The 25417-nt window shown below is 67.5% G+C and carries 27 protein-coding genes; 16 read left to right on the top strand and 11 right to left on the bottom strand.

Annotation, left to right across the window (positions count from 1 at the left end):
• Positions 1-95 precede the first annotated feature (95 nt).
• On the top strand, positions 96-689 hold the full coding sequence (locus tag C6P61_RS02725; protein WP_244908743.1) for a DUF1294 domain-containing protein: 594 nt from the start codon (positions 96-98) through the stop codon (positions 687-689).
• A gap of 105 nt (positions 690-794) precedes the next feature.
• Entirely contained in the window at positions 795-1706 is a 912-nt protein-coding gene (locus C6P61_RS02720; protein ID WP_105728392.1) for an MBL fold metallo-hydrolase, read from the top strand.
• Between the two features lie 17 nt (positions 1707-1723).
• On the opposite strand, the gene purN is transcribed toward C6P61_RS02720, so the two are convergent.
• The gene (gene purN / locus C6P61_RS02715; protein WP_105728391.1) at positions 1724-2323 is read right to left on the bottom strand and encodes a phosphoribosylglycinamide formyltransferase; all 600 of its coding nucleotides are present in this window, start codon (positions 2321-2323) and stop codon (positions 1724-1726) included.
• A gap of 41 nt (positions 2324-2364) precedes the next feature.
• Between purN and C6P61_RS02710 the strand changes: the two genes are divergently transcribed.
• The 4 genes from C6P61_RS02710 (at position 2365) to C6P61_RS02695 (ending at position 6912) form a co-directional block, all read left to right on the top strand.
• On the top strand, positions 2365-3027 hold the full coding sequence (locus tag C6P61_RS02710; RefSeq protein WP_105728390.1) for a YceH family protein: 663 nt from the start codon (positions 2365-2367) through the stop codon (positions 3025-3027).
• Positions 3028-3190: 163 nt separating this feature from the next.
• The gene (locus C6P61_RS02705; RefSeq protein WP_105728389.1) at positions 3191-5599 is read left to right on the top strand and encodes a S8 family peptidase; all 2409 of its coding nucleotides are present in this window, start codon (positions 3191-3193) and stop codon (positions 5597-5599) included.
• A gap of 12 nt (positions 5600-5611) precedes the next feature.
• Positions 5612-6301, top strand: coding sequence for an N-acetylmuramoyl-L-alanine amidase family protein (locus tag C6P61_RS02700; protein ID WP_105728388.1), 690 nt, complete (start codon positions 5612-5614; stop codon positions 6299-6301).
• Positions 6302-6330: 29 nt separating this feature from the next.
• On the top strand, positions 6331-6912 hold the full coding sequence (locus C6P61_RS02695) for a GerMN domain-containing protein (protein ID WP_105728387.1): 582 nt from the start codon (positions 6331-6333) through the stop codon (positions 6910-6912).
• Between the two features lie 15 nt (positions 6913-6927).
• On the opposite strand, the gene C6P61_RS02690 is transcribed toward C6P61_RS02695, so the two are convergent.
• Positions 6928-7230 carry an antibiotic biosynthesis monooxygenase family protein gene (locus C6P61_RS02690; protein WP_105728386.1) on the bottom strand — a complete coding sequence of 101 codons (303 nt, stop codon included), beginning with the start codon at positions 7228-7230 and terminating at the stop codon, positions 6928-6930.
• Between the two features lie 150 nt (positions 7231-7380).
• Between C6P61_RS02690 and C6P61_RS02685 the strand changes: the two genes are divergently transcribed.
• The 3 genes from C6P61_RS02685 to lspA all read left to right on the top strand — a co-directional run bounded on the left by C6P61_RS02685 (position 7381) and on the right by lspA (position 12002).
• Positions 7381-8469, top strand: a complete 1089-nt coding sequence (locus C6P61_RS02685; RefSeq protein WP_105728385.1) for a bifunctional riboflavin kinase/FAD synthetase — start codon at positions 7381-7383, stop codon at positions 8467-8469.
• 112 nt (positions 8470-8581) lie between these two features.
• A complete protein-coding gene (ileS, locus tag C6P61_RS02680; protein ID WP_105728484.1) occupies positions 8582-11431 on the top strand; it encodes an isoleucine--tRNA ligase in 2850 nt (949 codons plus the stop codon).
• 1 nt (position 11432) lies between these two features.
• Positions 11433-12002 (top strand): signal peptidase II, encoded by a 570-nt coding sequence (gene lspA / locus C6P61_RS02675; RefSeq protein ID WP_105728384.1) that lies wholly within the window; start codon positions 11433-11435, stop codon positions 12000-12002.
• 64 nt (positions 12003-12066) lie between these two features.
• Here lspA and C6P61_RS02670 read toward each other — a convergent pair whose 3' ends face one another.
• Positions 12067-13191 carry a Fic family protein gene (locus C6P61_RS02670; RefSeq protein ID WP_105728383.1) on the bottom strand — a complete coding sequence of 375 codons (1125 nt, stop codon included), beginning with the start codon at positions 13189-13191 and terminating at the stop codon, positions 12067-12069.
• Between the two features lie 105 nt (positions 13192-13296).
• Between C6P61_RS02670 and C6P61_RS02665 the strand changes: the two genes are divergently transcribed.
• Complete coding sequence (locus C6P61_RS02665; RefSeq protein WP_105728382.1) at positions 13297-14331, top strand: formylglycine-generating enzyme family protein; 1035 nt, start codon at positions 13297-13299, stop codon at positions 14329-14331.
• A gap of 60 nt (positions 14332-14391) precedes the next feature.
• Here C6P61_RS02665 and C6P61_RS02660 read toward each other — a convergent pair whose 3' ends face one another.
• From C6P61_RS02660 to C6P61_RS02650, 3 genes are read right to left on the bottom strand one after another with little or no spacing between them, the layout of a single operon-like run.
• Positions 14392-15183 (bottom strand): hypothetical protein, encoded by a 792-nt coding sequence (locus tag C6P61_RS02660; protein WP_146114956.1) that lies wholly within the window; start codon positions 15181-15183, stop codon positions 14392-14394.
• Complete coding sequence (locus C6P61_RS02655; RefSeq protein WP_105728380.1) at positions 15180-15641, bottom strand: MaoC family dehydratase; 462 nt, start codon at positions 15639-15641, stop codon at positions 15180-15182. The genes C6P61_RS02660 and C6P61_RS02655 overlap by 4 nt, the downstream gene beginning before the upstream one ends.
• Positions 15642-15664: 23 nt before the next feature.
• On the bottom strand, positions 15665-16663 hold the full coding sequence (locus C6P61_RS02650; RefSeq protein ID WP_105728379.1) for a quinone oxidoreductase family protein: 999 nt from the start codon (positions 16661-16663) through the stop codon (positions 15665-15667).
• Between the two features lie 154 nt (positions 16664-16817).
• On the opposite strand from C6P61_RS02650, the gene C6P61_RS17575 reads away from it, so the two are divergent.
• From C6P61_RS17575 to C6P61_RS02635, 3 genes are read left to right on the top strand one after another with little or no spacing between them, the layout of a single operon-like run.
• Positions 16818-17246 (top strand): hypothetical protein, encoded by a 429-nt coding sequence (locus C6P61_RS17575; protein WP_146114955.1) that lies wholly within the window; start codon positions 16818-16820, stop codon positions 17244-17246.
• Positions 17247-17269: 23 nt separating this feature from the next.
• On the top strand, positions 17270-18034 hold the full coding sequence (locus C6P61_RS02640; RefSeq protein ID WP_105728377.1) for an OmpA family protein: 765 nt from the start codon (positions 17270-17272) through the stop codon (positions 18032-18034).
• 59 nt (positions 18035-18093) lie between these two features.
• Positions 18094-19008 carry a DMT family transporter gene (locus tag C6P61_RS02635; protein ID WP_105728376.1) on the top strand — a complete coding sequence of 305 codons (915 nt, stop codon included), beginning with the start codon at positions 18094-18096 and terminating at the stop codon, positions 19006-19008.
• A gap of 20 nt (positions 19009-19028) precedes the next feature.
• Here the strand turns inward: C6P61_RS02635 and C6P61_RS02630 are convergent, their stop codons facing one another.
• Genes C6P61_RS02630 through C6P61_RS02615 form a run of 4 tightly spaced genes read right to left on the bottom strand, consistent with a single transcriptional unit; the run spans position 19029 to position 22172 of the window.
• Entirely contained in the window at positions 19029-19940 is a 912-nt protein-coding gene (locus C6P61_RS02630) for a DMT family transporter (protein ID WP_105728375.1), read from the bottom strand.
• Positions 19937-20713: a class I SAM-dependent methyltransferase gene (locus C6P61_RS02625; RefSeq protein ID WP_371417011.1), complete on the bottom strand. Its 777-nt coding sequence runs from the start codon at positions 20711-20713 to the stop codon at positions 19937-19939. The genes C6P61_RS02630 and C6P61_RS02625 overlap by 4 nt, the downstream gene beginning before the upstream one ends.
• On the bottom strand, positions 20710-21240 hold the full coding sequence (locus C6P61_RS02620; protein ID WP_105728373.1) for a DNA-deoxyinosine glycosylase: 531 nt from the start codon (positions 21238-21240) through the stop codon (positions 20710-20712). The genes C6P61_RS02625 and C6P61_RS02620 overlap by 4 nt, the downstream gene beginning before the upstream one ends.
• Positions 21237-22172: a TatD family hydrolase gene (locus tag C6P61_RS02615; protein WP_105728372.1), complete on the bottom strand. Its 936-nt coding sequence runs from the start codon at positions 22170-22172 to the stop codon at positions 21237-21239. Before C6P61_RS02615 ends, C6P61_RS02620 begins: the two co-directional genes overlap by 4 nt.
• 128 nt (positions 22173-22300) lie before the next feature.
• Between C6P61_RS02615 and C6P61_RS02610 the strand changes: the two genes are divergently transcribed.
• The 3 genes from C6P61_RS02610 to coq7 are packed head-to-tail and all read left to right on the top strand — an operon-like array spanning position 22301 to position 24567.
• Positions 22301-23074 (top strand): SDR family NAD(P)-dependent oxidoreductase, encoded by a 774-nt coding sequence (locus tag C6P61_RS02610; protein ID WP_105728371.1) that lies wholly within the window; start codon positions 22301-22303, stop codon positions 23072-23074.
• Positions 23075-23096: 22 nt separating this feature from the next.
• Complete coding sequence (locus C6P61_RS02605) at positions 23097-23855, top strand: DUF2189 domain-containing protein (RefSeq protein ID WP_105728370.1); 759 nt, start codon at positions 23097-23099, stop codon at positions 23853-23855.
• 49 nt (positions 23856-23904) lie between these two features.
• Complete coding sequence (coq7, locus tag C6P61_RS02600; RefSeq protein WP_105728369.1) at positions 23905-24567, top strand: 2-polyprenyl-3-methyl-6-methoxy-1,4-benzoquinone monooxygenase; 663 nt, start codon at positions 23905-23907, stop codon at positions 24565-24567.
• 33 nt (positions 24568-24600) lie between these two features.
• On the opposite strand, the gene C6P61_RS02595 is transcribed toward coq7, so the two are convergent.
• On the bottom strand, positions 24601-25053 hold the full coding sequence (locus C6P61_RS02595) for an OsmC family protein (protein WP_105728368.1): 453 nt from the start codon (positions 25051-25053) through the stop codon (positions 24601-24603).
• Positions 25054-25417: the final 364 nt, after the last annotated feature.

The raw sequence follows: 25417 nt of genomic DNA, 5'->3' as shown, positions 1-25417 counted from the left end.
AAACAAGATTGCGAGCTGGGCGCTGCTATTTTCATTAAAATATAACAGAGACAATATTTTAATGATCATATAAATCAATGAGTACATATGGCGTTTTGAAAGCCTGGGATGAAGAGCGCGGCTTCGGTTTCATCGAACCCGCACAAGGCGGCAAGGATGTCTTCGTCCGGGCCACCGCCTTCGCTCCCGGTAGCGAACGACCGCAAGTCAAGCAGCGCGTCAGGTTCAAGCTGGAAATCGGACCCGAAGGCCAGGCACAGGCCAGTCAGGTCGAACCCGCCCTGCCGGCCGCAAGGCTCTCGGTCAGCCGAGACGAGGCAGCAGCCCATTGGGCGATGGCCCTGCGCTACGCCCTCCCGGCTTTCCTGGGCTTGTACCTGCTGCTTGCCCTGGTCTGGGAAGCTCCATCGCTGCTGGCAGTCATCTACCTGGCAGCCAGCGCCATCACGCTCGGCGCTCATGCGATGGACAAGTACGCCTCCAAGCGGGGCTTGCAACGAACGCCGGAAAGCACATTGCATGTGTTCGCCCTGCTCGGTGGCTGGCCAGGCACCTTGCTGGCGCATCACTTCGTGCGCCACAAATCGACCAAGACCCAGTTCCGTAAGTGGTTCTGGATCACGGTAGCCATCAACGTGACCGCGTTGGTCCTGCTCTGCTCGCCACTCGGCCAGCCGCTCTGGCGCTGAAGCGCCGGGTCCCGGGCGACAGGCCGGTCTTGCAGCGCCAAGGGCTGGCATCGACCGGCCATGGTCAGCGGAGGTCAGCGCCGAGAATTCGCTTACAGTTGCTCCATGACATCCGCCGCACCCTCACCGCAATCCGGGGCCGCCAGCAGCGGCCGCACGCTGACCACCCTGGCTGGCAACCGCCAGCGCCTCGACGGCGGCGCCATGTTTGGCAACGCGCCGAAGGCGCTCTGGCAGCGCTGGATGGCCGCCGATGAGCAGAACCGCATCCTGCTCGGCTGCCGCGCGCTGCTGGTGCGCGAAGCCGGCCGCAACATCCTGGTCGAGACCGGCATCGGTGCCTTCTTCGACCCCGCGATGAAGGAGCGCTACGGCGTCGAGGAAAACGGCCATGCGCTGCTCGATCGCCTGGCAGAGCTTGGCCTGTCGGATGCCGACATCGACGTCGTGCTGCTGACCCACCTGCATTTCGACCACGCCGGCGGCCTGCTGGCGCCCTGGTCCGAGGGGCAGCCGCCGCGGCTGCTGTTTCCGAAGGCGCGCTTCATCACCGGACAGCGCCAGTGGCAGCGCGCCAAGTCCCCGCATGCGCGCGACCGTGCTTCCTATCTGCCCGAGCTGCTCGACCTGCTCGAAGCCAGCGGCCGGCTCGAGCTGCTGGCCGACGGCGCGGCATCAGACACGCTGGGGCCGGACTGGCGCTTCCATGTCAGCGACGGCCACACGCCGGGGCAGCTGCTGCCCGAGGTCGACATGCCGTCCGGGCCGGTCGTCTTTGCCGGCGACCTGATTCCTGGCGCGCCCTGGGTCCATCTGCCGATCACGATGGGCTACGACCGCTTCCCGGAAGGCCTGATCGAGGAGAAGACCGCGCTGCTGGAGGACCTGCTGGCGCGCAATGGCCGGATCGTGTTCACGCACGACCCGGAAGTGGCGCTGGGCCGCGTCAGCCGCGACGGCAAGGGCCGCTTCGGGCTCAGCGAAAGCTCGGGCGAGGTCACCGACCTCTCCCACTGATCAGGACTGGCTGCGGCTCAGCGCCCGGCCGCCAGCAGCTGCTCGACCGCGCGCGGGTAGATGATGTGCTCTTGCGTCAGCACGCGGGCAGCCAGCGTATCAGCCGTGTCGTCGGGCAGCAGCGGCACCACCGCCTGGTCCAGGAACTCGCCATGGTCGAGCTCGGCGGTCACGCGGTGCACCGTCACGCCAGCGAACTTGCAGCCGTAGTCGATCGCGCGCTGGTGCGTGTGCAGGCCCGGGAAGGCCGGCAGCAGCGAGGGATGGATGTTGACCATGCGGCCGACATAATGGTCGACGAAACCGGGCGTCAGGATGCGCATGAAGCCGGCCAGCACGACCAGCTTCGGATCAAAACCGTCGATCACGCGCGCGAGCTCGGCGTCGAATTCTTCGCGGCTGGCGTAGGCCTTGTGATCAACAACAGCAGTCGCAATGCCATGCTGCTGCGCGAACAGCAGGCCCTTGGCGTCGGCCTTGTTGCTGATGACGGCGGCGATGCGGGCGCCGTAGCGCTGCTGCCAGCCGCCCTGCTCGGCGGCCTTGACGATGGCGGCCATGTTGGAGCCGCCACCCGAGATCAGGATGACGATGTTCTGTGGTGCAATTTGGGACATGCGGCGAGTGTAATAAAGCCGCTTCCCAACCGGACTGCCAGATGCTGAACTTCGAACAAACCCCCTTGACCGCCACCGAGGCGCGCGTGCTCGCGACGCTGATGGAGAAGGCGCGCACCGTGCCCGACAGCTATCCGCTGACGCTCAACAGCCTGCAAAGCGGCTGCAACCAGAAATCCAGCCGCGAGCCGGTCATGAACCTGAGCGAGGACGAGATCGCGCAGGCGATAGACGGCCTGCGCGAGCGCAGCCTGGTGTTCGAGAGCAGCGGCGGGCGCACCGCGCGCTACGAACACAACTTCGAGCGCGCCGTCGGCCTGCCCTCCCAGGCCGCCGCACTGCTGGGCCTGTTGCTGCTGCGCGGGCCGCAGACCGCGGGCGAGCTGCGCCTGAACGCCGAGCGCTGGCACCGCTTCGCCGACATCGGCTCGGTCGAGGTCTTCCTGGAAGAGCTGCAGCAGCGCAGCCCGGAAAAAGGCGGGCCGCTGGTCGTCAAGCTCGAGCGCGCCCCCGGCGCACGCGAGCAGCGCTGGGCCCAGCTGCTGTGCGGGCCGGTCGATGCGCAGGCTGCCGTCGCCTCGGCTTCGCCAATCAAGACCGGCGCCGGCACGAGCGGCGAGCTGCAGGCGCTGGCCGAGCGCGTCACCGCGCTCGAGGCGCTGGTGGCGGAGCTGCAGCAGCGGCTGGAGGCCGCCGGCGCCTGAAACCCCACGGCTGCGCCACCCAGTCCTGTCCCCCGGGACAAGGCCAGGACAAAAGGCCAGCGCCAAGGGACATATCTCCCGTTGCGTCCCGGTTTTCCGCGCCTTACATTGGGTCCGACTGCAAGGTCGGATTGCCCAACAACAAGCAAGGGGAGAGGGAAACATGGCCACCGAAAAACGCAAGCCTGGCAAGGCGCGCAAGACCGCGCCGGCAGATGCCGAACCGGCATCGTTCAGTTCCTTCATGCGGCTGGCGGCCACGCTACCGGAGCAGCCCGACTTCCCGGCCCTGCTCGCCAAGCAGGGGCTGGCGCCCGAGATCGGCACGGTGGTCTACATCCACGGCATCAACAACAAGCCGGTCGCCTCGGTCCTCAAATGCCAATGGGACAGCGCCTTGTTCGGTGCCGCCATGGGCGACCGCACCCGCATGGCCTACTGGGTCAACCGGGTCCGCTACCCGGTCCCGTCCAGCGACAGCTGCGCCGCCAAGGACGGGCTGTCCGACTTGGATGGCGGGCTGGGCATCCGTGGTCTGGCAACCGAAGACCTCGACAGCGGCCCCGAACTCTCGGCGCCACAGCGTCAGCTGATGGCGAGCCTGGAGCAGCGCCTGCTCGAACCGGTGGCAGAAGATGGCGGCCCGGCGGCCAAGGTGCTGCCCTTGCCGGCCGGCATGCGGCGCTGGATCGTGCGCCAGATCAGCCGGCTGTTCCTGAAGGATGTGCGCGACTTCTTCTTCGATGCCACAGAGCGCGAGCGGATGGAGAAGATCCTGCTGGAGCGGCTGCTGGTCGGCGGCGGCCCCTTCATCGTGATCGGGCACAGCCAGGGCTCGATGATTGCCTACCAGGTGCTGCGCAAGCTGCAGAAGCAGCAATGCGACGTGCGGCTGTTCCTGACCATCGGTTCGCCGCTGGGCCTGCAAGAGGTGCAGGACATGCTGGTCAAGCTCGAACCCGGCCAGCCGCTCGCGGTGCCGGACTGCGTCGATCGCTGGCTCAACGTGGCGGAACGGCTCGACCCGGTCGCGCTCGACGCCGACCTGTCGAACGACTACGGCCAGAACCCGCGCGGCGTCGGGATCGAGAACATCGAAGGACTCAGGATCAACCCGGAATGGGAATCGAACCCGCATTCCGGCACCGGCTATCTCTCGATCGATGTCGTGCGTCAGGCCGTGCGCGACACGGCCGGGGCCAACTTCAGCAATCTGGTCGGACGCGCGATCCTGATGAAGGACCTGGTCAGCGACCTCGAAGATGGCGCGCCCGAGCAGCGCCATCCGACCCTGATCCAGCTGGTGTCGGACGACAGCCAGGAGCAGTCGCTCGACGCGGCGCGCGAGCGCCTGCAGGCCTTGCTGACCGAGGTGCTGGCGCAGAGCCGGGTGCCGCTGGAAGCGGGACGCATCCAGAGCATGAAGCGCTTCGTCTCGGCCGACCTGACGCGCAGCGAGATCGAGCAGCTGCGCTCGCATTGCCGCGAGCTCAAGATCGACCGGGTCTGGCGCAACGGCGTCAAGCGCCAGCTGATCCACCAGTCCTGCCAGACCGTGCAGGCGCGCCCGGCCAACCTGGGCTACGGCGCGCGCGGCCAGAACATCGCCTGGGCCGTGCTCGACACCGGCATCGCGGCCGGACATCCGCATTTCGCTGCGCACCAGAACGTCGTTGCGCAATGGGATTGCACCAGCGACGGCCCGGCGCAAGCGCTCACGCGCAAGGACAAGCGCTTCGCCACGCTCGACGGCAACGGCCACGGCACCCATGTCGCCGCCATCATCGCCGGCGCCATGAAGCTGGCGCAGTCCCCGGACGACCCGCGCGAGATCGACCTGCAGGGCATGGCACCCGAGGCCAAGCTGTATGGCTTCAAGGTGCTGAAGGACAGCGGCAGCGGCGAAGACGCCTTCATCATCAAGGCGCTCGACCTGATCGCCGACCTCAACGAACGCGCCGGCCAACTGGTCATCCACGGCATCAACCTGAGCCTGGGCGGCAACTTCGACCCGAGCGTGTTCGGCTGCGGTCACACGCCGCTGTGCCAGGAACTGCGGCGCCTGTGGCGCCAGGGCGTGCTGATCTGCCTGGCGGCCGGCAACGAAGGCTATGCGCTGCTCGAATCGCAAAACGGCGTCCTGCCGGCCAACATGGACCTGTCGATCGGCGACCCGGCCAATCTGGACGAAGCGATCGCGGTCGGCTCGATCCACAAGTCCAACCCGCACAGCTACGGGGTGTCCTACTTCTCGTCGCGCGGGCCGACGGCCGACGGCCGCATGAAGCCCGATCTGGTCGCACCCGGCGAGAACATCCTGTCGGCGCGCCACGTTTGGCCCAAGCAGGGCAGCAACGCCAGCGACTACTACGTCGAGATGAGCGGCACCAGCATGGCCGCGCCCCATGTCTCGGGGCTGCTGGCGGCCTTCCTGTCGGTGCGCAGCGAATTCATCGGCTACCCCGACCGGGTCAAGCAGCTGCTGATGACGCATTGCACCGACCTGGGCCGCGACCCCTACATCCAGGGCAAGGGCATGCCCAACCTGATCAAGATGTTGCTGAACACCTGAAGGAGAACCCGCATGTACCAGGTCAAGTTCTTCGAGGGCGACTACTACGCACGCCAGCTGGCAGCCAACCAGGCCGGGGCCGTGGCCTATGTCGAGCACCATTTCAACAGCAGTTCCTCGACCCAGGCCAACTATGCGGTGGTGGTGGTCGGCGCGAATGCGTCCCAGGTCAGCCGCAACTGGGGGCGTTGGTATGCCAAGGCGATCGCCGAGCAGTTCGGCACCGATGTGGGCGGCGACCAGGGCATCCTGGTCGGCGGCTGGAACGGCCGCGGCGACGGCAACCTCAAGCACACCCAGATGCCGGCCGTGCTGCTCGAACCCCTGTTCGCGAGCCATCCGCAGCAGGCCGACCTCATCCGCAGTGCCAGCGGACAGGCGATACTCGCGCGCATCCTGGTCGAGAGCATCCGGCGCTTCTTCCCGCAGGGCGGACTGATCGCCTTCAGCGTCGGCCACAAGTACAAGACCAGCCAGCCGAACGACCGGGGCGCCGACCTGGCCGGAGGCGGCAGCGAGGCCGACTATGCCGAGCTCGTGCTCAAGAAAGCCGCGCAGCTGCTGACCGACGAGGATGACAAGCCCGGCCCGCGCAAGCTGCGCCTGATGCGAGGCGACCAGCTGCTGTTCGAGACCGTGGTCGACGAGGATGCCGTGCTGTCCTGGTCGCCCGACCGCAACCTGCTGTTCATTCCGGATTGAGCCGCAGGAAAGAGGCGGGACCAGACCGGATGATGCGGGGTCGGGATCAGCAGCGCTGGCGTCTGCCGGCCATGTGGCGGCTGGCAATGCTGCTGTGGCTGGCGATGCTGCCAGGCGCTGGCGCGGCAGAGCCGGGCCGCACCGGCACGACGCTGCGGCTGTTCTTTCCCAACCAGCGACTGAACCCGGATCAAAGCGACTGCTCGGCCGTGTTCCCGGTCGAGCGGCCGCTGGCTCAGGGGCAGCAGGCCACCCGGGCACAAAGAGCCTTGCAACAGTTGCTGGCCGGTCCGTCGGCCAGTGAACGCGCGGCCGGCTACCACTCGATCTTCTCGGCCGCCAGCGCCGACCTGCTCAGGCAGGTGAGGATTCGCGGCGGCACCGCCTATGTCGACCTGGCCGACTTCCGCTCCCGGCTGCCCGGCAGCTCGTCGAGTTGCGGTGCGGCCGAGTTCCGCTCGCAGATCGAGCGGACCTTGCAGCAGTTCAAGCGCATCAAGCGGGTGCGTTACGCCATCGAAGGCGATCCGCGCCGCTTCTACGACTGGATGGATGAGCCCTGCAGCAAGAGCAACGGGTATTGCGGCTGGCTTGCTGGGAGCCAGCGCTAGCGACCGAGGCGGCGTTCAGTCGGCCTGGTTCACCAGCTCCATGTGCTCGACCACCGGCGGCTGCAGGAAGAACGGCCCGACGATGGCGCGCCACTCGGCGAAGGCCGGCGACTGACGAAAGCCCACGGTGTGGTCCTCGAGCGTGGCCCAGAAGATGGTCAGGATGTAGCGGCCAGGCGACTCGAGGCTGCGGTTGACCTTGTGGCCGCAATAGCCCTGCGCCTGGGCGATGACGCTGCTGAGGCCGTGCACGATCGCGACTTCGAAGTCGGCAGCGTTGGCGGGATCGATGCGGATATCGGCGTGTTCGAGGATCATGTGAGTGCGGGGTGAGGGTTCATGCAAGGGGGTCGGACTGGCATCATAGCCAGCAGAAGGCGCGCGCCAGCCTCGGAAACCAGCCTCGGATATGTCAACATAGCGTGTTTGGTCGGGTTTCAGCGACCGCATTCCCCTATCAGAGACAGCATGAAGATCATCCGAGGCCTGCACAATCTGCTGCGCCACCCGCAATCGGCCGGCCCCGGCTGTGCCTTGAGCATAGGCAATTTCGACGGCGTGCACCGCGGCCACCAGGCCATGCTCGCGCTGCTGATCAACGAGGCACGCCACCGCGGCGTGCCCAGCTGCGCGATGATTTTCGAGCCGCATCCGCGCGACTACTTCGCAGCCAAGTTCAACAAGCCCGAGCTGGCACCGGCGCGCATCGCGACGCTGCGCGACAAGCTGCACGAGCTGCGCCGCTGCGGCATCGAGCAATGCGTGATCCTGCCCTTCGACGACCGGCTCGCTTCGCAACCGGCACAGGAATTCATCGACCAGATCCTGGTCGACGCTTTAGGCGTGCGCTACATGCTGGTCGGCGACGATTTCCGCTTCGGCGCCCAACGCCAGGGCGACTACGCGATGCTCGACGCGGCCGGCGCCGCGCAGGGCTTCGATGTCGCGCGCATGCTGAGCTACGAGGTGCACGGCCTGCGCGTGTCGAGCTCGGCGGTGCGCGAGGCGCTGGCCCAGGGCCGGATGGAGGACGCCGCTGCGCTGCTGGGCCGGCCCTACGCGATCAGCGGCCATGTGGTGCATGGCGCCAAGCTCGGGCGCGAACTCGGTGCCAGCCAGGCCGGTGCGGGCGATGGTTTCCGCACCCTGAACTTGCGCTTCACGCACTGGAAGCCGGCCGCCAGCGGCATCTTCGCGGTTCAGGTCCATGGGCTAGACCCGGCGCCGGACGCGGCGCCGCTGATCGGTGTCGCCAACCTCGGCGTGCGGCCCTCGCTCGACCCGGCCGACGTCAACGGCGGACGCGTGCTGCTCGAAACCCACTGCCTCGAATGGCCCGAGCGGGTGCAACGGGCCCTGGGCAAGGCGGAGGCCTACGGTAAAATCATCCGGGTGGAGCTGCTGCACAAACTGCACGACGAACTGAGATATGACGGTCTGGACGCCCTGACGCGGGGCATCGCCAAGGACTGCGACGACGCACGCGCCTGGTTCGCGGCACGCGACGAAGCCGCCCACGCCGCGACAAGCCGCCAGACTACGCGCGACCGAATTTAATACCCGCCCGCTGCAAGCCGCCGCCCCTGGACAGGCTCGGGGTGCGCGGTTACTGTCTTTGAATTTCCTGCACCCGCGGGCCGAGCCTGTCGCCGACACCAATACCCCGACCATGTCCGACGCCAACACCACCGACTACAGCAAGACGCTGAACCTGCCCGATACCCCGTTCCCGATGCGCGGCAACCTGCCCCAGCGCGAGCCGGGCTGGGTCCAGGGCTGGCAGGACGATGGCCTGTACCAGCAGCTGCGCGCCGCGCGCCAGGGGGCACCGAAATTCGTGCTGCACGACGGCCCGCCCTACGCCAACGGCCAGATCCACATCGGCCACGCGGTCAACAAGGTGCTGAAGGACATGATCGTCAAGGCGCGCCAGCTGGCCGGCTTCGACGCCCAGTACATCCCGGGCTGGGACTGCCACGGCCTGCCGATCGAGAACGCGATCGAGAAGCTGCATGGCCGCGGCCTGTCGCGCGACGAGATGCAGGCCAAGGCGCGCGCCTTCGCAACCGAGCAGATCGGGCAGCAGATGGCCGACTTCAAGCGCCTGGGCGTGATCGCGCAGTGGGACAAGCCCTACCGCACGATGGACTTCAAGAACGAGGCCGAGGAACTGCGCACCTTCAAGCGCGTGATGGAGCGCGGCTTCGTCTACCGTGGCCTCAAACCCGTCTACTGGTGCTTCGACTGCGGTTCCTCGCTGGCCGAGTTCGAGATCGAGTATCAGGACAAGAAGAGCGACACGCTCGACGTGGCCTTCCTGGCCGACGACAACGCCAAGCTGGCTGCCGCCTTCGGCATCGACGCGGCGCAGCTGAGCCAGGCCTTCGCGGTGATCTGGACCACCACGGCCTGGACCATCCCGGCCAACCAGGCACTCAACGCCCACCCCGAGCTGGTCTACGCGCTGGTCGAGACGCCGAAGGGCCAGCTGGTGCTGGCCGAGTCGCTGGTCGAGAAATGCCTGGAGCGCTATGCGCTCGAAGGCCGCGTGATCGCGACCGCCACCGGCGACCAGCTGGCCGGCCTGGCCTTCCGCCACCCGCTGTTCGAGGTCGATGCCGGCTACCGCCGCCTGTCGCCGGTGATGCTGGCCGACTATGTCAGCGCCGACGACGGCACCGGCATCGTGCACTCGGCGCCGGCCTATGGCGTCGATGACTTCAACACCTGCGTCGCCCATGGCCTGGCCTACGACGAAATCCTGAACCCGGTGCAGGGCAACGGCCAGTACGAGGCCGAGCTGGCGCTGTTCGGCGGTCTCAACATCTGGAAGGCCTGCCCGGTCGTGATCGAGACCCTCAAGGCCAACGATCGCCTGCTCGCGACCAAGACCATCACGCACAGCTACCCGCATTGCTGGCGCCACAAGACGCCGGTGATCTACCGCGCCGCCGCGCAGTGGTTCGTGCGCATGGACGAAGGCGACGGCATCTTCACCACCGACAAGGCGCCCAAGAGCCTGCGCGCGCTGGCGCTCGAAGCGATCGAGCACACCCATTTCTACCCCGAGAACGGCCGCGCCCGCCTGCGCGACATGATCGCCAACCGGCCCGACTGGTGCATCAGCCGCCAGCGTTCCTGGGGCGTGCCGCTGCCCTTCCTGCTGCATGTCGACAGCGGCGAGCCGCACCCGCGCACGCCCGAGATCATCGACCTGGCGGCCGCAGTGGTCGAGGCCGGCGGCATCGAGGCCTGGAGCAAGCTGTCGGTCGCCGACATCCTGGCCCGCATCGGCGACGGCGCCGACGCGGCGAGCTACAGCAAGAGCACCGACATCCTGGAAGTCTGGTTCGACTCGGGCTCAACCCACACCACGGTGCTCAAGGGCAGCCACGCCGGCAGCGCGCACGATCATGGCCCGGAAGCCGATCTGTATCTGGAAGGCCATGACCAGCACCGCGGCTGGTTCCACAGCTCGCTGCTGCTGGGCTGCGCGCTGTATGACCGCGCGCCGTACAAGGGCCTGCTGACGCACGGCTTCACGGTTGACGGCCAGGGCCGCAAGATGAGCAAGTCGGTCGGCAACGTGGTGGCGCCGCAGACCATCAGCAGCAAGATGGGCGCCGAGATCATCCGGCTCTGGGTCGCGATGACCGACTACTCGGGCGACCTCGGCATCGATGACAAGATCCTGGCGCGCGTCGTGGACGCCTACCGCCGCATCCGCAACACGCTGCGCTTCCTGCTGGCCAACATCAGCGACTTCGACGCCGCGACCGATGCGGTGCCGTTCGAGCAGATGCTGGAAGTGGACCGCTACGCGCTGAGCCGCGCCTCGGCCTTCCAGGCCGACCTGCTGGCGCATTACCAGGTCTACGAGTTCCACCCGGTGGTGTCCAAGCTGCAGGTCTACTGCTCGGAGGACCTGGGCGCGTTCTACCTCGACGTGCTGAAGGACCGCCTCTACACCACCGCCCCCGACAGCCTGGCGCGCCGCTCGGCCCAGACCGCGCTGCACCAGATCACGCACGCGATGCTGCGCTGGATGGCGCCCTTCCTGTCCTTCACGGCCGAGGAAGCCTGGGCCCTGGTCGGCAAGAGCCCGAGCATCTTCACCGAGACCTACCTGCCGCTCGAGACGCCGAACGAGGCGCTGATCGCCAAGTGGAGCCGCGTGCTGGAATTGCGCGGCATCGTCAACAAGGCGATCGAGGCACGCCGCGTCGCCGGTCAGGTGGGATCGTCGCTGCAAGCCAATGTGACCCTCACGCTGGGAGCCGAGGATCTGGCCCTGCTGCAATCACTCGGCGATGACCTGAAGTTCGTCTTCATCGTGTCCCAGGTCGAACTGGTGGCAGGCGCCGATGTCGCGGTCGAGGTCAAGGCCTCGGGCGCGCAGAAATGCGAGCGCTGCTGGCATTACCGCGACGATGTCGGCCATGACGAAGCTCACCCGGGCATCTGCGGCCGCTGCACCAGCAACCTGCACGGCGCGGGCGAAACCCGCAGCGTAGCCTGAGATGGCGCGCCGCCCGAACGCGGTCGCTGGCCGCACGACCAAGGCCTTGCCGCTGCAGCCGGTCCAGGGTGCGCAGGGCCCGAGCCTGCTGTTCTGGCTGGCACTGGCGCTGCTGATCCTGGTCGCCGACCAGCTCAGCAAATGGCTGATCCTGGGCAGCTATGTGCAGCACGAGTCCACGGTCGTCACCAGCTTCTTCAACCTGGTGCGGGTGCACAACCCGGGCGCGGCCTTCTCCTTCCTGGCCGATGCCGGCGGCTGGCAGCGCTGGTTCTTCACCGCGCTCGGCCTCGGTGCGGCCGGCTTCATCGTCTGGCTGCTGCGCGCCCATGCCGGCCAGCGCCTGTTCTCGTTTGCGCTGTCCTGCGTGCTGGGCGGCGCCCTGGGCAACGTGATCGACCGCATGGTCCATGGCTATGTGGTCGACATGCTCGACTTCCACTGGCGCTGGCTGGAGCCGGTGTTCCCGGCCGGCCATTTCCCGGCCTTCAACCTGGCCGACGTGGCGATCAGCATCGGCGCGGCCGGGCTGATCCTGGACGAGTTGCTGCGGGTGCGCAAGACGAGTTGAGGCGGGTCAGTCTGACTAAATCAGGATCGAGGGCGCTACGGCGCCCTTTTTTGCGCCCCGCTGACTACCCTGACGATTCTCCGAGCTCATACGCCGTACTACGCCCCCCGCCCTCGGTCTTGCGCAGCACCCCGCGCGCCAGCAGGTCGTTGATGTCGCGCAACGCCGTGTCGGGCGAGCATTTGGCAATCGCCGCCCATTTGCTGCTGGTCAGCTTGCCGTCGAAACCATCGAGCAAGCGGTTCAGCAGCTTGATCTGCCGCTCGTTCAAAGGCAAGGTGGCCCAGCGCTGCCAGCTGCGCGCCTTGATCAGCACCGCATCGAGCGTGATCAGTGCCTGATCGACGGCACGCTGCAGCGCAGCCAGGAACCAGAGCAGCCAGGCGGTGACATCCAGGCTACCTTTTTGCGTCCGCTCCAGCATGTCGTAGTAGGCCTGGCGTTCGCGCTGGATCTGTGCCGACAGGCTGTAGAAACGCTGCGAGCTGCCGTCCGCGCGCGCCAGCAGCAGGTCGCCGATGGCGCGTCCGATGCGACCGTTGCCATCGTCGAACGGATGCAAGGTGACGAACCACAGATGGCCCAGGCCGGCCCGGATCAGCGCAGGCTCCCGGGGCGGGCCGTTGACCCAGTTGAGAAAACGGTCCATCTCGGCTTCCAGTCGCTGCGCCGGCGGCGCCTCGAAATGCACCCGCTCGCGTCCGATGCGGCCGGACACCACCTGCATCGGGCCGCCGGCATCGTCGCGCCAGTCTCCGACCTGGAGCTTGGACAGACCCGAATAACCGGTCGGAAACAGGGCGGCGTGCCAGCCGAACAGTCGCTCGCGAGTCACAGGCGCCTGGCTGTTGGAGCTGGCATCGAGGACCATCTCGACCACGCCCTCGACATGGCGATCAACCGGCGCCAGCGCGCCAATGTCCACGCCCAGGCGGCGGGCAATCGACGACCGCACCGATCCGACATCGAGTGGTTCGCCCTCGATCGCGCTGGTCTTGACCACGTCTTCGGTCAACGCGGCCAGGCTGGCCTGATCGCGCAAGGCCATGCCGATATCGGCCAGCCGCCCCATCAGCAAGCCCTGGGCTAGACTGACCTCGGCCATGGGTTGAACCAGCGCAGCCAGGTCGTAGCGCCAGTTTGGCCAGTCACTGGCCTGCCAGACATGGATGCAATCCCCGCTATTCATGCGGAGATTATGGACCTTATTCACCGCAAGCCTGATCGCCTCTACACTGGCCGCCTGGGCGCAAGCGCATTACCGGATGCGACGCGCACGGGGAGGAGGCCAGCCATGAGCAATCCCGTTGGAAGCGCGATAACGATCGCGTGGCTCAGCCTGTCGCTGGGCCTGTCGGCCTGTTCCGGACTGGTCCAGCCGCCCGATCCGCCCAGCCATGTCAACTCGCTGGGCATGCGCTTCGTGCGGATACCGGCGGGCGAATTCCTGATGGGCAGCGACGAATCGCCCGACCGGCTGGCGCGGGATTTTCCGGCCTACGAGCCCCAGCGCTTGCTGCAGCTGAGCGACGAACAGCCGGTGCACCGGGTGCGGATCAGCCAGCCGTTCTGGCTCGGCCAGCACGAGGTCACCGTGGGCCAGTTCCGGGCCTTCCTGCAGGCTTCTGGACATCGGCCCGAATCGGTCGCCGACGGCAGCGGCGGCTACGGCTACAACCCCGACTACGATCCGGCCAGCACGCTGCGCGGCGACGCCTTCGAGGGCCGGGACCCGCGCTATTCCTGGGACCAGCCGGGCTTTGCCCAGACCGACCAGTCACCGGTGCTCAATGTAAGCTGGAACGATGCCGTGGCGCTGGCACGCTGGCTGAGCCTGAAAGAGAACCGGGTCTACCGCCTGCCGACCGAGGCCGAATGGGAATACGCCTGCCGCGCCGGCAGCCGGACCCGCTACCACCAGGGCGACGACCCGCAGTCACTGGCGCAGGTGGCCAATCTGTTCGATGCCGCTGCCCTGCCCTATTGGCCGCGCTGGCAGGCCTATGCCCTGGCCGGATCGGATGGCCATGCCTTCAGCGCTCCGGTCGGCAGTCTGGCGCCCAACGCCTTCGGATTGCACGACATGCTGGGCAACGCCTGGGAATGGGTGGCCGACTGGCATGACGAGGCGTACTACGCCAGCTCCCCGAGCTCGGACCCAACGGGGCCCGAGGACGGTGAAGTCAAGGTCAGGCGCGGCGGCTCCTGGCACAGCTGGGCCTTGTATGCGCGCTGTTCGTTTCGCAACTGGAACACGCCGCAGACCCGCTACACCCTGGTCGGCATGCGCCTGCTGCTTGAGGCCGAGGACGACAGCGGGCGGCACTAGCTAGCGCGCTGTCCGCTCTGGGTGACAGGCGTGGCATGCCAGCCTGCTGGCAGCCAGACGCTACGCCGCCCGGAAGCGGACAGGCTGCCGGGAAACAACCTGGGTGGCGAAATCGGCGTCATCCGGAATCTGCACCCGGAAGAAATCCCGCTGGAAGACAGGGAATCGATCGAACTTCTTCGACCTGAATATCCCGCGATTGCGCTTCAGTTCGCTGTAACGGTCACCGACAAACTCCTGGTGGATCGCAGTGAACGGCAGGATGTTCTCGGCGAACTCCTCGTTCATCCGATTGCCGGGGTCCTGTTGGAAACGCTCGAAGGCAGCGAACTGATCGGCGCAGATCACCTGGATGGCAGTCTCCGGCATGCGGTATCTTGGCGACCACAGCACATGCCACCCGGACGAAACTTCGTTGATGAAATCCGCCAACGGTTGACTCAGGATATAGGCGTCCGATTCGATGTGAACGATCTTGCTCGCCCCCGTCAGCCTGGCCAGCTGCAGGGAATGGAAGAAGCTGCGCCACCAGCCAGGGTAGGCCGCAGGACCTTGACGCCCCAGGTTGTCCGGAAAGCGGGCCACCAGCTTGGCCTCTGCAGGCACGGAAGATCCAGCATTCGCCGAAAAATTTCCTATCAGCTGCGCAGTCGGCACATGAGGCGAGCCGTCATCAATCAAGAACATCCGATCCCAATCGATCGGACCGTCCTCGTAGTAATCAATCCAACGCTGATACCTCGACTGCCAGGCAGTCTCGTCTCTTGCATAGCAGGTACAGAACAGCAGGGTATCTATCTTCGCTCCGGACATTTGATTCAAGGGCAGTGTGGCGGCCGCGGTCGGCCTCATGCCGCCGGCACCGGCCGGCGCCAGGCCAGGATGCGCCCGATACAGGTCTGGACGGTCTCGCCTTGCTGGTTCGAGGTCGTGATCAGGACCCGGACCATGCCGCGGTCGGGCTTGGAGCGCGACGGGGTGATCTCGAGCACCTCGATCTCGGCGCTGAGCCGATCGCCGGGCCGGGTCGGGCGCGGCCAGCGCAGCTCGTCGACGCCAGCACCGACCAGGCCACCGACCAGCTTGAAGTCGCTGCCCACCAGCAGCCGCATCGTCAGCGACGCGGTGTGCCAGCCGCTGGCGGCCAGGCCGCTGAACAGCGTCGAGCGGGCGGCCTCATCATCGAGGTGAAACGGCTGCGGATCGAAGCGGGCAGCGAATTCGTGGATCGCGTCGGCGTCGAGTTCGAGGCTGGCCGAGGCGAAGCGCTGGCCCACGGCCAGGTCTTCCAGATAAAGGGCGGGCGTCATCAACAGGTTCCGTCATTCATGAATCACGGCAGCAGGATACTCGACCCGGTGGTCAGGCGCGCTTCGAGGTCGCGGTGCGCCTGGGCGGCCTGCTCCAGCGGATAGCGCTGGTCGATGTGGATCTTGACCTGGCCGCTCAGCACGACCTCGAACAGCTCGTCGGCCATGGCCTGGGTGCGCTCGCGGGTGCGGGCGTGGCTGGCCAACGTCGGCCGCGTGACATAGAGCGAACCCTTCTGCGCCAGCACGCCGGGGGCGAACGGCGGCACCGCGCCCGACGAGTTGCCAAAGCTGACCATCAGGCCCAGCGGCTGCAGACAGTCGAGCGACTGGCCCCAGGTGTCCTTGCCGACCGAGTCGTAGACCACCTTGACGCCCTGGCCGCCTGTGATCTCGCGCACGCGGGCAACGAAGTCCTCGGTCCGGTAGTTGATCATGTGCGCGGCGCCATTGGCCAGCGCGAGCGCGCATTTCTCGTCGCTGCCGGCGGTGCCGATCAGGCGGTAACCGAGCGCCTTCGCCCATTGGCAGGCAATCAGGCCGACACCGCCGGCCGCCGCATGCCACAGCAGGTAGTCGCCCGGCTCCAGGCCTTCGACCGGGCGGGTGCGCTTGAGCAGGTATTGCGCGGTCAGGCCCTTGAGCATCATGGCAGCACCGGTCTCGAAACTGATGGCGTCGGGCAGGCGGCAGACGCTCATGGCGGGCATGACGCGCCTATCGCAGTAGCTGCCAGGCTGGCCGCTGCCGGCATAGGCGGCACGGTCGCCGACCTGCAGATGGGTCACGCCATCGCCGACCGCTTCGATCACGCCGGCACCCTCGCCGCCCAGGACCAGCGGCATCGTCATCGGATACAGGCCCGAGCGCTGGTAGGTATCGATGAAGTTGAGGCCGATCGCGTGATGGCGGAGGCGAACTTCGCCCGGGCCGGGCTCGCCGACCTCGGTCTCGACAAGCTGCATCTGCTCGGGGCCGCCGTGCTGGGTGATGCGGACAACGCGGCTGTTGAAGGTGGCCATGAAAAAAGCTCCTGCTGATTGGGTTCGGTGCAAGCCTGCCATCCTGCCATGAAAACCAGGGCTTTCCGGTGGATAGGCTTTTCACGGCACGGGCAATTGGCTACAGTCTGCCGAGCAGTCGCCACGAGACAGCGACTGCGCAGGGAGGACAGGCATGACAACCTTGCCAGCAAGATCTGCCAGCAGGCACTGGCTGAGCACCGGACTGGCGCTGGCCCTGGCCATGGGCCTGGCCGCGACCTGCCAGGCCGGCATGGTCGTCAAGACAGATCCACCAGACGAGCAAGCCAGGCCAAACAGCCGCCCCACCAGTGCCTCGGCGACCATGGTGGCACCCGCGAAATCGGCCGCCCCGGCAGCATCCCGACCACCCGCGCCCGCTGCGCCAGCACCCGCGACACAAGGGTCCAACCCGGCCCGCAGCAAGAATGCGCCGCCAGCCACAGAGCAGCCACAGGCGCGGTCCAGCAACCGGCCGGACAAAGCGGGCTGGCCGGCCTGCATCCGGCAGCTCAATGCCGCCGCCCTGTCCGAGCACTGGGATGCCGAGCGGCGCCAAGCCCTGCTCGAGCAATGTCCGTGATGAAACGCCGTCAGGAGCCCGCCATGACCCGCCAGCCCCGGACCCTCGCTGCCTTGCTCGGCCTGTTGCTGCTGCTGGGCGCCTGCTCGACCTTCCAGGCCAGCACCGAAGCGGCCCCGGATGCCCAGCTCGCCAGTGCAGGGGCGAGCCTGGATCAGCCGCTGCTCGATGACGACAGCGGGGCAACAACAGCGCCGGCTGACGCAGAACCATCGCTGCTGGCCCGGCTGCTGCTGGCCGAGGGCGAACGGCTCGAAACCGAGGGCCACTGCCGGGACGCCTTGCAGCATTACGAACCCGCAGCGCGGCAACCCGGCCCGACGCAGGGCCAGGCGCTGGCGGCGGTCTATCGGTGCCAGTGGCAACTGCAGCAGCCCAAGGCCGCGCAAGCCACATTCGGTCGCTTCATCGCACATGAACTGGCCCAGGGCCGGCTGCCACTCAAGCTGCTGTTCCAGCCCGGGGAAAGCCGCTACCTGGCCGACCCCAGGGTCAGCGGCCCCTATGGCATGTGGCTGCGCCAGCTCGCCGGGCCCCTGCTCGGCAGCAAAACCTGCCTGAGCCTGATCGGTCACGCCGGAGCGAGCGCGCTCGAGCAGAAGGCGACCGACCTGCCGCTGCGGCGGGCCCAGGCGGTGCAGCGCCAGCTCGAGACGCTGGCGCCCGCGCTGGCCGGACGGTTGAGCTCCGAGGCCGCCACACCAGACGAGCCGCTGGTCGGCAGCGCCAGCGACGACTGGCGCGATGCGCTGGACCGGCGGGTGGACTTCAAGCTGCGCCCCTGCTGAACGGCCTTGCATCGGCAGCGCCGGGCGCGAGGCCGGGCGGGGCTTGCTACAGTCAGGGCATGAACGCTTCACCGCATCGCCTGGACCTGACCACCCTCCTGCTGCTCACGCTCGCGCCCCTGCTGTGGGCTGGCAACGCCATCGTCGGCCGGATTGCCGCCGGCTGGATCCCGCCCATGACCTTCAACCTGCTGCGCTGGTCGATCGCGCTGCTGGTGCTGCTGCCGCTGGGCGGCTGGGTGTTGCGGCGCTCGAGCCCGCTCTGGCGCGAATGGAAATACTACGCCCTGCTGGGACTGCTCGCGATCGCAGGCTACAACACGCTGCAATATCTGGCGCTGCACACTTCTTCGCCACTGAACGTGACGCTGGTGGCATCCAGCATGCCGGTCTGGATGCTGTTGGTCGGACGTATTGGCTTTGGTGCAGCAGTCACCGGACGTGCGCTGCTGGGCGCGGCACTCTCGCTCGGCGGCGTCGGCGTGGTGCTGACCCAGGGCGAATTTGCGCGCCTGCTGCAGCTGAGCTTCGTGCCGGGCGACGGCTGGATCCTGCTGGCAGCCTTCGCCTGGGCCTGCTACAGCTGGCTGCTGACCAGGCGCCAGGGCGCGGCCGAGATCCGGCAGGACTGGGCCGCCTTCCTGCTGGCGCAGATCGCCTTCGGCCTGGTTTCGTCGGCGGCGCTGACAGCCGGCGAATGGCTGCTGCCGGCGCAGGCACCGCAGATCCTCTGGAGCTGGAAGCTGGCCGCCGTGCTGCTGTTCGTCGCGCTCGGGCCAGCGCTGATCGCCTACCGCTGCTGGGGCGCGGGGGTCGGGCGCGCCGGCCCGACGCTGGCAAGCTTCTTCAGCAACCTGACGCCGCTGTTTGCCGCGCTGATGTCGGCCGCGCTGCTCGGTGAGCCGCCCCAGCTCTACCACGGCCTAGCCTTCGCGCTGATCGTCGGCGGCATCCTGGTGTCGGCGCGGCGCTGAAGCGCCGTCCGGCGGCGGACTCAGGGCTTGGCGCGCGTGACCCACAGCACGCCGGCCAGCACCAGCGCGGTACCGGCCAGCACCCAGCCATCGAGCGGCTCGCCCAGCAGCCAGACCCCCATCGCGATCGTCGACAGCGGCCCGACCATGCCGACCTGCGCGGTCAGGCCCGAGCCGATGCGCTCGATCGCCATCATCACCATCAGCACCGGCGCCGCCGTGCAGGCCAGCGCGTTGAGCAGGGACAGCCAGATCACCTCGGGCGCGACGATGGCGGCCGACAGCGGCTTGAGCAGCAGGAACTGCAGGACGCACAGCAGACAGGCCACGCTGGTGGCCAGTCCGACCAGGCGCAGCGAGCCCAGGCGCTTGACCAACTCGCCGCTGTAGACCAGGTAGAGCGCGTAGCTGATCGCGCTGGCGAACACCAGGCCGCCGCCGATCAAGGTCGCGCGGCCCTCGAAGCTGAGCTCGTGGCCGAACACCAGCAGCATGCCGCCATAGCTCAAGGCCATCGCGCCATATTGCCGGGCGCGGATCGGGCGCCGGTACAGCAGCCAGCCCAGGACCAGCACCAGGGTCGGGTTCAGGTACAGGATCAGGCGTTCGAGGCTGGCACTGATGTACTGCAGGCCCCAGAAGTCCAGCATGCTGGCCGCGTAATAGCCACTGCATCCCAGCCCCAGGATGCCGAGCCAGTCCCGCCGCGTCAGCGGGATGACCGGTTTTGCCGAGCGATAGGTCGCCCACCAGCTCAAGCCCAGGAACAGCGGCAGCGCGAACAACATGCGATACATGATGAGCGTGACCGCATCGACGCCATGGCGATAGGCCAGCTTGACGATGATGGCCTTGCCGCTGAAGGCGATCGACCCGGCCAGCGCCAGCAGCAGGCCGGCCCTGGCCGTGGAGCTGCCGGCCGCCGTGCTCATGGCTGCGCCGGCTTGAAGACCTTGAGCCACTTGGTCGCCGGCAGGCCCCAGCGTTCCTGCACCACCTCGGCACGCGCGAGCAGCTCCATGCGGGTCGGATGGCTGGGCGTGCGCTGCGCCAGCACGATGGCATTACCGTCGCGGGTCGGCTTGAAGGCCCAGATCGCGTCGGCGCCGAAGGCGGCCCGGATGCTTTCGACCGAGCGCTCGTAGCTGGCGTCGCGGCCGAACAGGTTGACCGTCATGCAGCCCTCGTCGGTCAGCAGGTTGCGGCAATCGGCATAGAAGTCGGGACTGTCGAGCACCGGCGCGGCGGCCTCGTGGTCGTAGAGGTCGACCTGCAGCGCATCGATCGTGCCGTGGAACGGCGCATGGCGCACCACTTCGGCCGCATCGCCGAGCAGCACGCGCAGCTTGGCGCTGTCGGGCGGCAGCTTGAACCAGGTGCGGCAGGCAATGACCACCTGCGGGTTGATCTCGATCGTGGTGGTATCCATCTTCAGCTTCTTGAAGTGGAACTTGGTCAGCGCGCCCGAACCCAGGCCGAGCTGCATCGAATGGCGTGCCGACACGCTGTCGGGGTCGACGAACAGCAGCCAGGCCATCATGCGCTGGACATACTCAAGCTCGATCTCGAACGGGCTGTCGATGATCATGCTGCCCTGGACCCACTCGGTGCCCAGGTGCAGGAAGCGGACTTCGCCGTTCTCCGAGATCGTGACTTCGGGCAAGGCGTTGGGGTCGGTCTTGGTACGGGTCTTGGTCGCCATCATGCCTCCTGCGGCTGGGTCAGGCCATGGCAGGCGAACACTTCGCGCCAGGCAGCGAGCTTGCGCTCGAAGGTCCAGCTGGCATGGGCCGGGCTGGTCGAGGGCAGGCGGTAGACCGGCAGGCCCAGCGCACGGGTGTGACGCGCGTGCTTGAAGCTCTCGCCGCCATTGTGGGCAATCGCCTGCAACCTGGGACAGCGGCTGCTGAGGCCCGCGAGGTCGTTGAGCTGCGGCTGGACGATCGCGCTGTCGAGGCTGCCCTCGCGCTCACAGCTGGCGTAGACGTCCCAGACGCCCAGGCCATGGGCGCGCAAGGCGTCGGTTCTTTCTTGGTAGTTCATGTCTTGCAGCGGCAGACCCCAGAGGGCGCCGAGGATTTTCCAGAATTGATTCTGCGGGTGCGCATAGTAACGCTGAGCCTGCAGCGAGGCCCGGCTCGGGAAGCTGCCGAGCACGATCAGGCGGGTGTCGGCATCGAGAATCGGCGCCAGGCCGTGCAGGCGAAGGGAAGGCAGCGGGGTCAGGGTCATGAGGCTTCAGTGTTGCTGGCAGCGCTGGAAGGACACCAGCCTGCCGCCGGTTGATCGGCTGGCGCGAGCGCCACGGCCCGGGCCGCTGCCGGCCGCAGCGCCGCCAGCCTGGGCAAGGCCGCGAGGGCATTGGCAGTCGTCAGCTCGGCCAATGCGGTAGCGGACAGCCCGCGCAGGCCGGCCAGCTCGGCGCCGATGCGCGGCAGCTCGGCCGGGCTGTTGCGGCCCTGCGGCTGGCCAGCGGCGCGCAAGGCGGCATTGACGTAGCACCAGTAGGGCGGCATATCGGGCGCATCGGTCTCGAGCACCAGCGCCTCGGGCGGCAGGCTGACCCAGGTCTGGCGCAGCTGGCGCGCGCTGTCGAAGGTGGCGGCACCGCCGAAGCCGAGCTTGAAGCCCAGCGCCAGCAAGGCCTGCGCCTGCTGCGCGCTGCCATTGAAGGCATGGGCGATGCCGCCCGCCACCGGACGGCCGCGCGCGGCAGCCTCGCGCAGCCCCTTGAGCAGCCAGTCGGCCGAGCGCCGCACGTGCAATATCACCGGCAAGCCATGACGCTGCGCCAGCCGCAGCTGCTCGCGGTAGCACTGCCACTGGCGCTCGCGCATCGCGGGCGTGCAGAGTTCGGGCACAAAGAAATCGAGCCCGATCTCGCCGACCGCGACCAGGCGCGGGTCGTCGACGCGACGCTCGAGCTCGGCGGCCAGCGCCTGCAGGTCCTCGGGGCCGGCGCGCGGCACGAACAGCGGGTGGATGCCGAGCGCGTAGGCGTCGCCGGTCCGGTGCGCGAGCTCGCGCACGGCAGCGAAGTTGGCGCGCTCGACCGCCGGATAGACGCACAGGCCCACGCCCAAGGCGCGCGCGCGTTCGCGCTCGACGAGGTCGTCAGCGCCGAATTCGGCCGCGTCGAGATGGCAATGGGTGTCGATCCACATCAGGCCGATTATTCCCGCTCGGGCCGGCCGGCGCACAGCGACTCCTGCGACTCCTGAGACCCATGCGGCGAAACCGGCAGGCGCTGGCGATCCCTGGCCGGACCCGCTATCCTGCGGGCATGACTCAGATGCCTACTCAAGACCTCACGATCCTGACCGGCGCCTCGCGCGGCATGGGGCTGGCCATGGCGCGCCAGCTGCTCGGGCCGGGCCGAGTGCTGCTGTGCCTGTCGCGCCATGTCAACCCGGAGCTTGAGCACGAGGCCCGCGCCGCCGGCGTCCACCTCGAGCAATGGGCACAGGACCTGGGCGATGCCGGCGAGGCGGTCGAACGGCTCGAGCGCTGGCTGCACAGCCTGCATGCGCCGTCGATCAGCAGCGCGACCCTGATCAACAACGCCGGCCTGCTGCCGACCATCGTCCCGCTGCAGGATTGCCCGGCCGACGAACTGGCCCAGGCGCTGCGCGTCGGGCTGGAGGCACCGATGCTGCTGTCGGGCGCCTTCCTGCGCGCGACCCAGGCCTGGGTCGATGCCGGCTGGCAGGGCGAGCGCAAGCTGCTCAACATCTCGTCGGGACTGGGCCGGCGCGCCATGGCGGCGCAGTCGCCCTACTGCGCGGCCAAGGCCGGGCTCGACCATTTCAGCCGCTGCGTCGCGCTTGAGCAGGCGCAGCAGCCGCATGGCGCCAAGGTGGTTTCGCTGGCGCCGGGCGTGATCGCCACCGGCATGCAGGTCCAGATGCGCACGGCCGATCCGCAGCGCTTCCCGGACCGGGCCCGCTTCGTCGACCTGCACCAGCAGGGCCAGCTCGCCAGCCCGGAACAGGCCGCGGCCCAGGTGCTGGCCTGGCTGAAACGGCCCGATTTCGGCCAGAGCGTGATCGCCGACGTACGCGACTGAACCCAGCATCAGGAGGCAAGCCATGGACAAGCTCGAACTGACCCAGCCAGCCGCAGCCGCTCCGCTGCGCTGGTTGGCGCTGGGCTGGCGCGACTTTGCACGTTGCCCGAAGATCGGCTTGTTCTACGGCCTGTGCTTTTTCCTGATGGGCCAGGCACTGTGGTGGGTGTTCCAGACTGCCCCCGAATACATGCTCGCGCTCAGCGCCGGCTTCCTGCTGCTCGGACCCTTCCTCTGCCTGGGCCTGTATGACGCCAGCCGCACACTCGAGCTCGGCGGGGACGCGAACGGCCCCTCGTTGCGCAGCACGCTGACGGCCTGGAAGGTCAGCAAGGGGCCGATGGCCATCTTCGCCGGCATGCTGCTGATCATCGAGCTGCTCTGGGGCCGGGCCTCGCTGGTGGTGTTCGCCGTGACCTTCAACACCATGCCCTCGGACCAGAAGCTGCTGGGCGATCTGCTGCGGCTGGAGAACATCGGCTTCCTGCTGAGCTACAGCGCGGTCGGTGCGATCTTCGCCGGGCTGATCTTCGTCACGAGCGTGATCTCGGTCCCCATGATCCTGGACCGGCAGGTCGACGCGGTATCGGCCGGCCTGACCAGCATGCGCGCCTGCGCGCAGAACCCGGGCGTGATGCTGCTGTGGGGGGCGCTGATCACGCTGCTGGTGCTGTTGGCCATGCTGCCCTGGTTCCTGGGACTGCTGGTCATCGCGCCGGTACTGGGCCATGCGAGCTGGCATGCCTACCGCCACCTGGTGCCGCCGCAGCACGCCGGCTGAGCGCCGGACGGCTGCGATAATCGGGCCTGTATCCAGCATCGGAGTAGTCATGAGCACCTTGGTCGAAGCCAGCCTGATCGCCGCCGACAGCGCGTTGCGCACCCTGTTCGCACCGCACCGCGCCAGCCGCCCCACCCCCGTTGCGACCACGCTGGAGGCCGTTCCGGGCGAACTGTCCGCCAGCGACCAGGCGCTGTCGGGCGCGCTGATGCGCGTCAACCATGTGGGCGAGATCTGCGCCCAGGCGCTCTACACCTCGCAGGCGCTGGCGGCACGCCTCGGCCCTGGCAGCGCGCAGGAACGTGAACAGCTGGCGCGCCACCTGGAAGCCGCCGGCCAGGAGGAAACCGACCATCTGGCCTGGTGCAAGCAGCGGCTCGACGAGCTCGGATCACGCCCTTCGCTGCTGAACCCGCTCTGGTACGCGGGCGCCTTCGGCATCGGCCTGCTGGCCGGGCGACTCGGCAAAAAGGTCAGCCTAGGCTTCGTGATCGAGACCGAACGCCAGGTCGAGGCCCATCTCGACAGCCACCTCGACTTGCTGCCGGCGCAGGACCATGCCTCGCGCGCGGTGGTGCGGCAGATGAAGGCCGACGAGATACGCCACGCCGACGAGGCCCAGGCCGCTGGCGGCATGGACCTGCCGACCCCGGTCAAGCGGCTGATGCTGGGCTCGGCCAAGGTCATGACGACGATCGCGCACCGGGTCTGAAGCCCGGCCGGCCGGACCAGGCCGGCAGCAGGATCAGTCGACCTCGATCAGCTCGAAGCCGGTCGTGATCTCGGCCGTCTTGGCCAGCATGATGCTGGCCGAACAGTACTTGTGGTGGCTCATCTCGATCGCGCGCTCGACCGCCGCGGCCGGAATGCCCTTGCCGGTGACGGTGAACTGCATGTGGATCTTGGTGAAGACCTTGGGCTCGGTTTCGGCGCGCTCGCTGCTGAGCTTGACGCTGCAGCCGCGCACATCGTGGCGCCCGCGCTTGAGGATCAGCACCACGTCGTAGGCGGTGCAGCCGCCGGTGCCGGCCAGCAGCGTCTCCATCGGACGCGGCGCCAGGTTGGCACCCCCGTTCTCGGGCTTGGCCGCATCGGGCGCACCGTCCATCATCAGCACATGGCCGCTGCCGGTCTCGGCCACAAAGCCCATGTTCGAGCGGGTGCCGGCGCCGCCGGTCCAGGTCACGGTGCATTCCATCGGGGGATATCTCCAGAAAATTCGGCTTTTCTGCAAAAAACGCTTGCAGGGAAAAAACCTAGGGTTTATACTGACACCATTGTATGCAACAGATATCGCTTTTGATTCTGCTGCATCGCCCGGAGCTCAGGCTCCGCTGATGATTGTCTCCTCTGCCCTCTATGGGTGGTTCTAGCCCGGATCTCTGATCCGGGCTTTTTTTTGCCCCGGCAAAAGGTTATCATCAAGCGGAATAAAAGCTTAATGCAGAATGAACCTTGTCGGCCGTAGATTGACCCGTTCAGCGCTTTCACATTGCCTGACAGCCGCAGGGCTGTTGCTCGTGAACGCGCTCTGCGGCCATCATGCCAGCGCCCAGTCCAGG

The sequence above is a fragment of the Malikia spinosa genome (genome assembly GCF_002980625.1).
GTDB classification, from domain to species: Bacteria; Pseudomonadota; Gammaproteobacteria; order Burkholderiales; family Burkholderiaceae_C; genus Malikia; species Malikia spinosa.
This window is presented reverse-complemented; position numbering and strand designations above follow the sequence as displayed.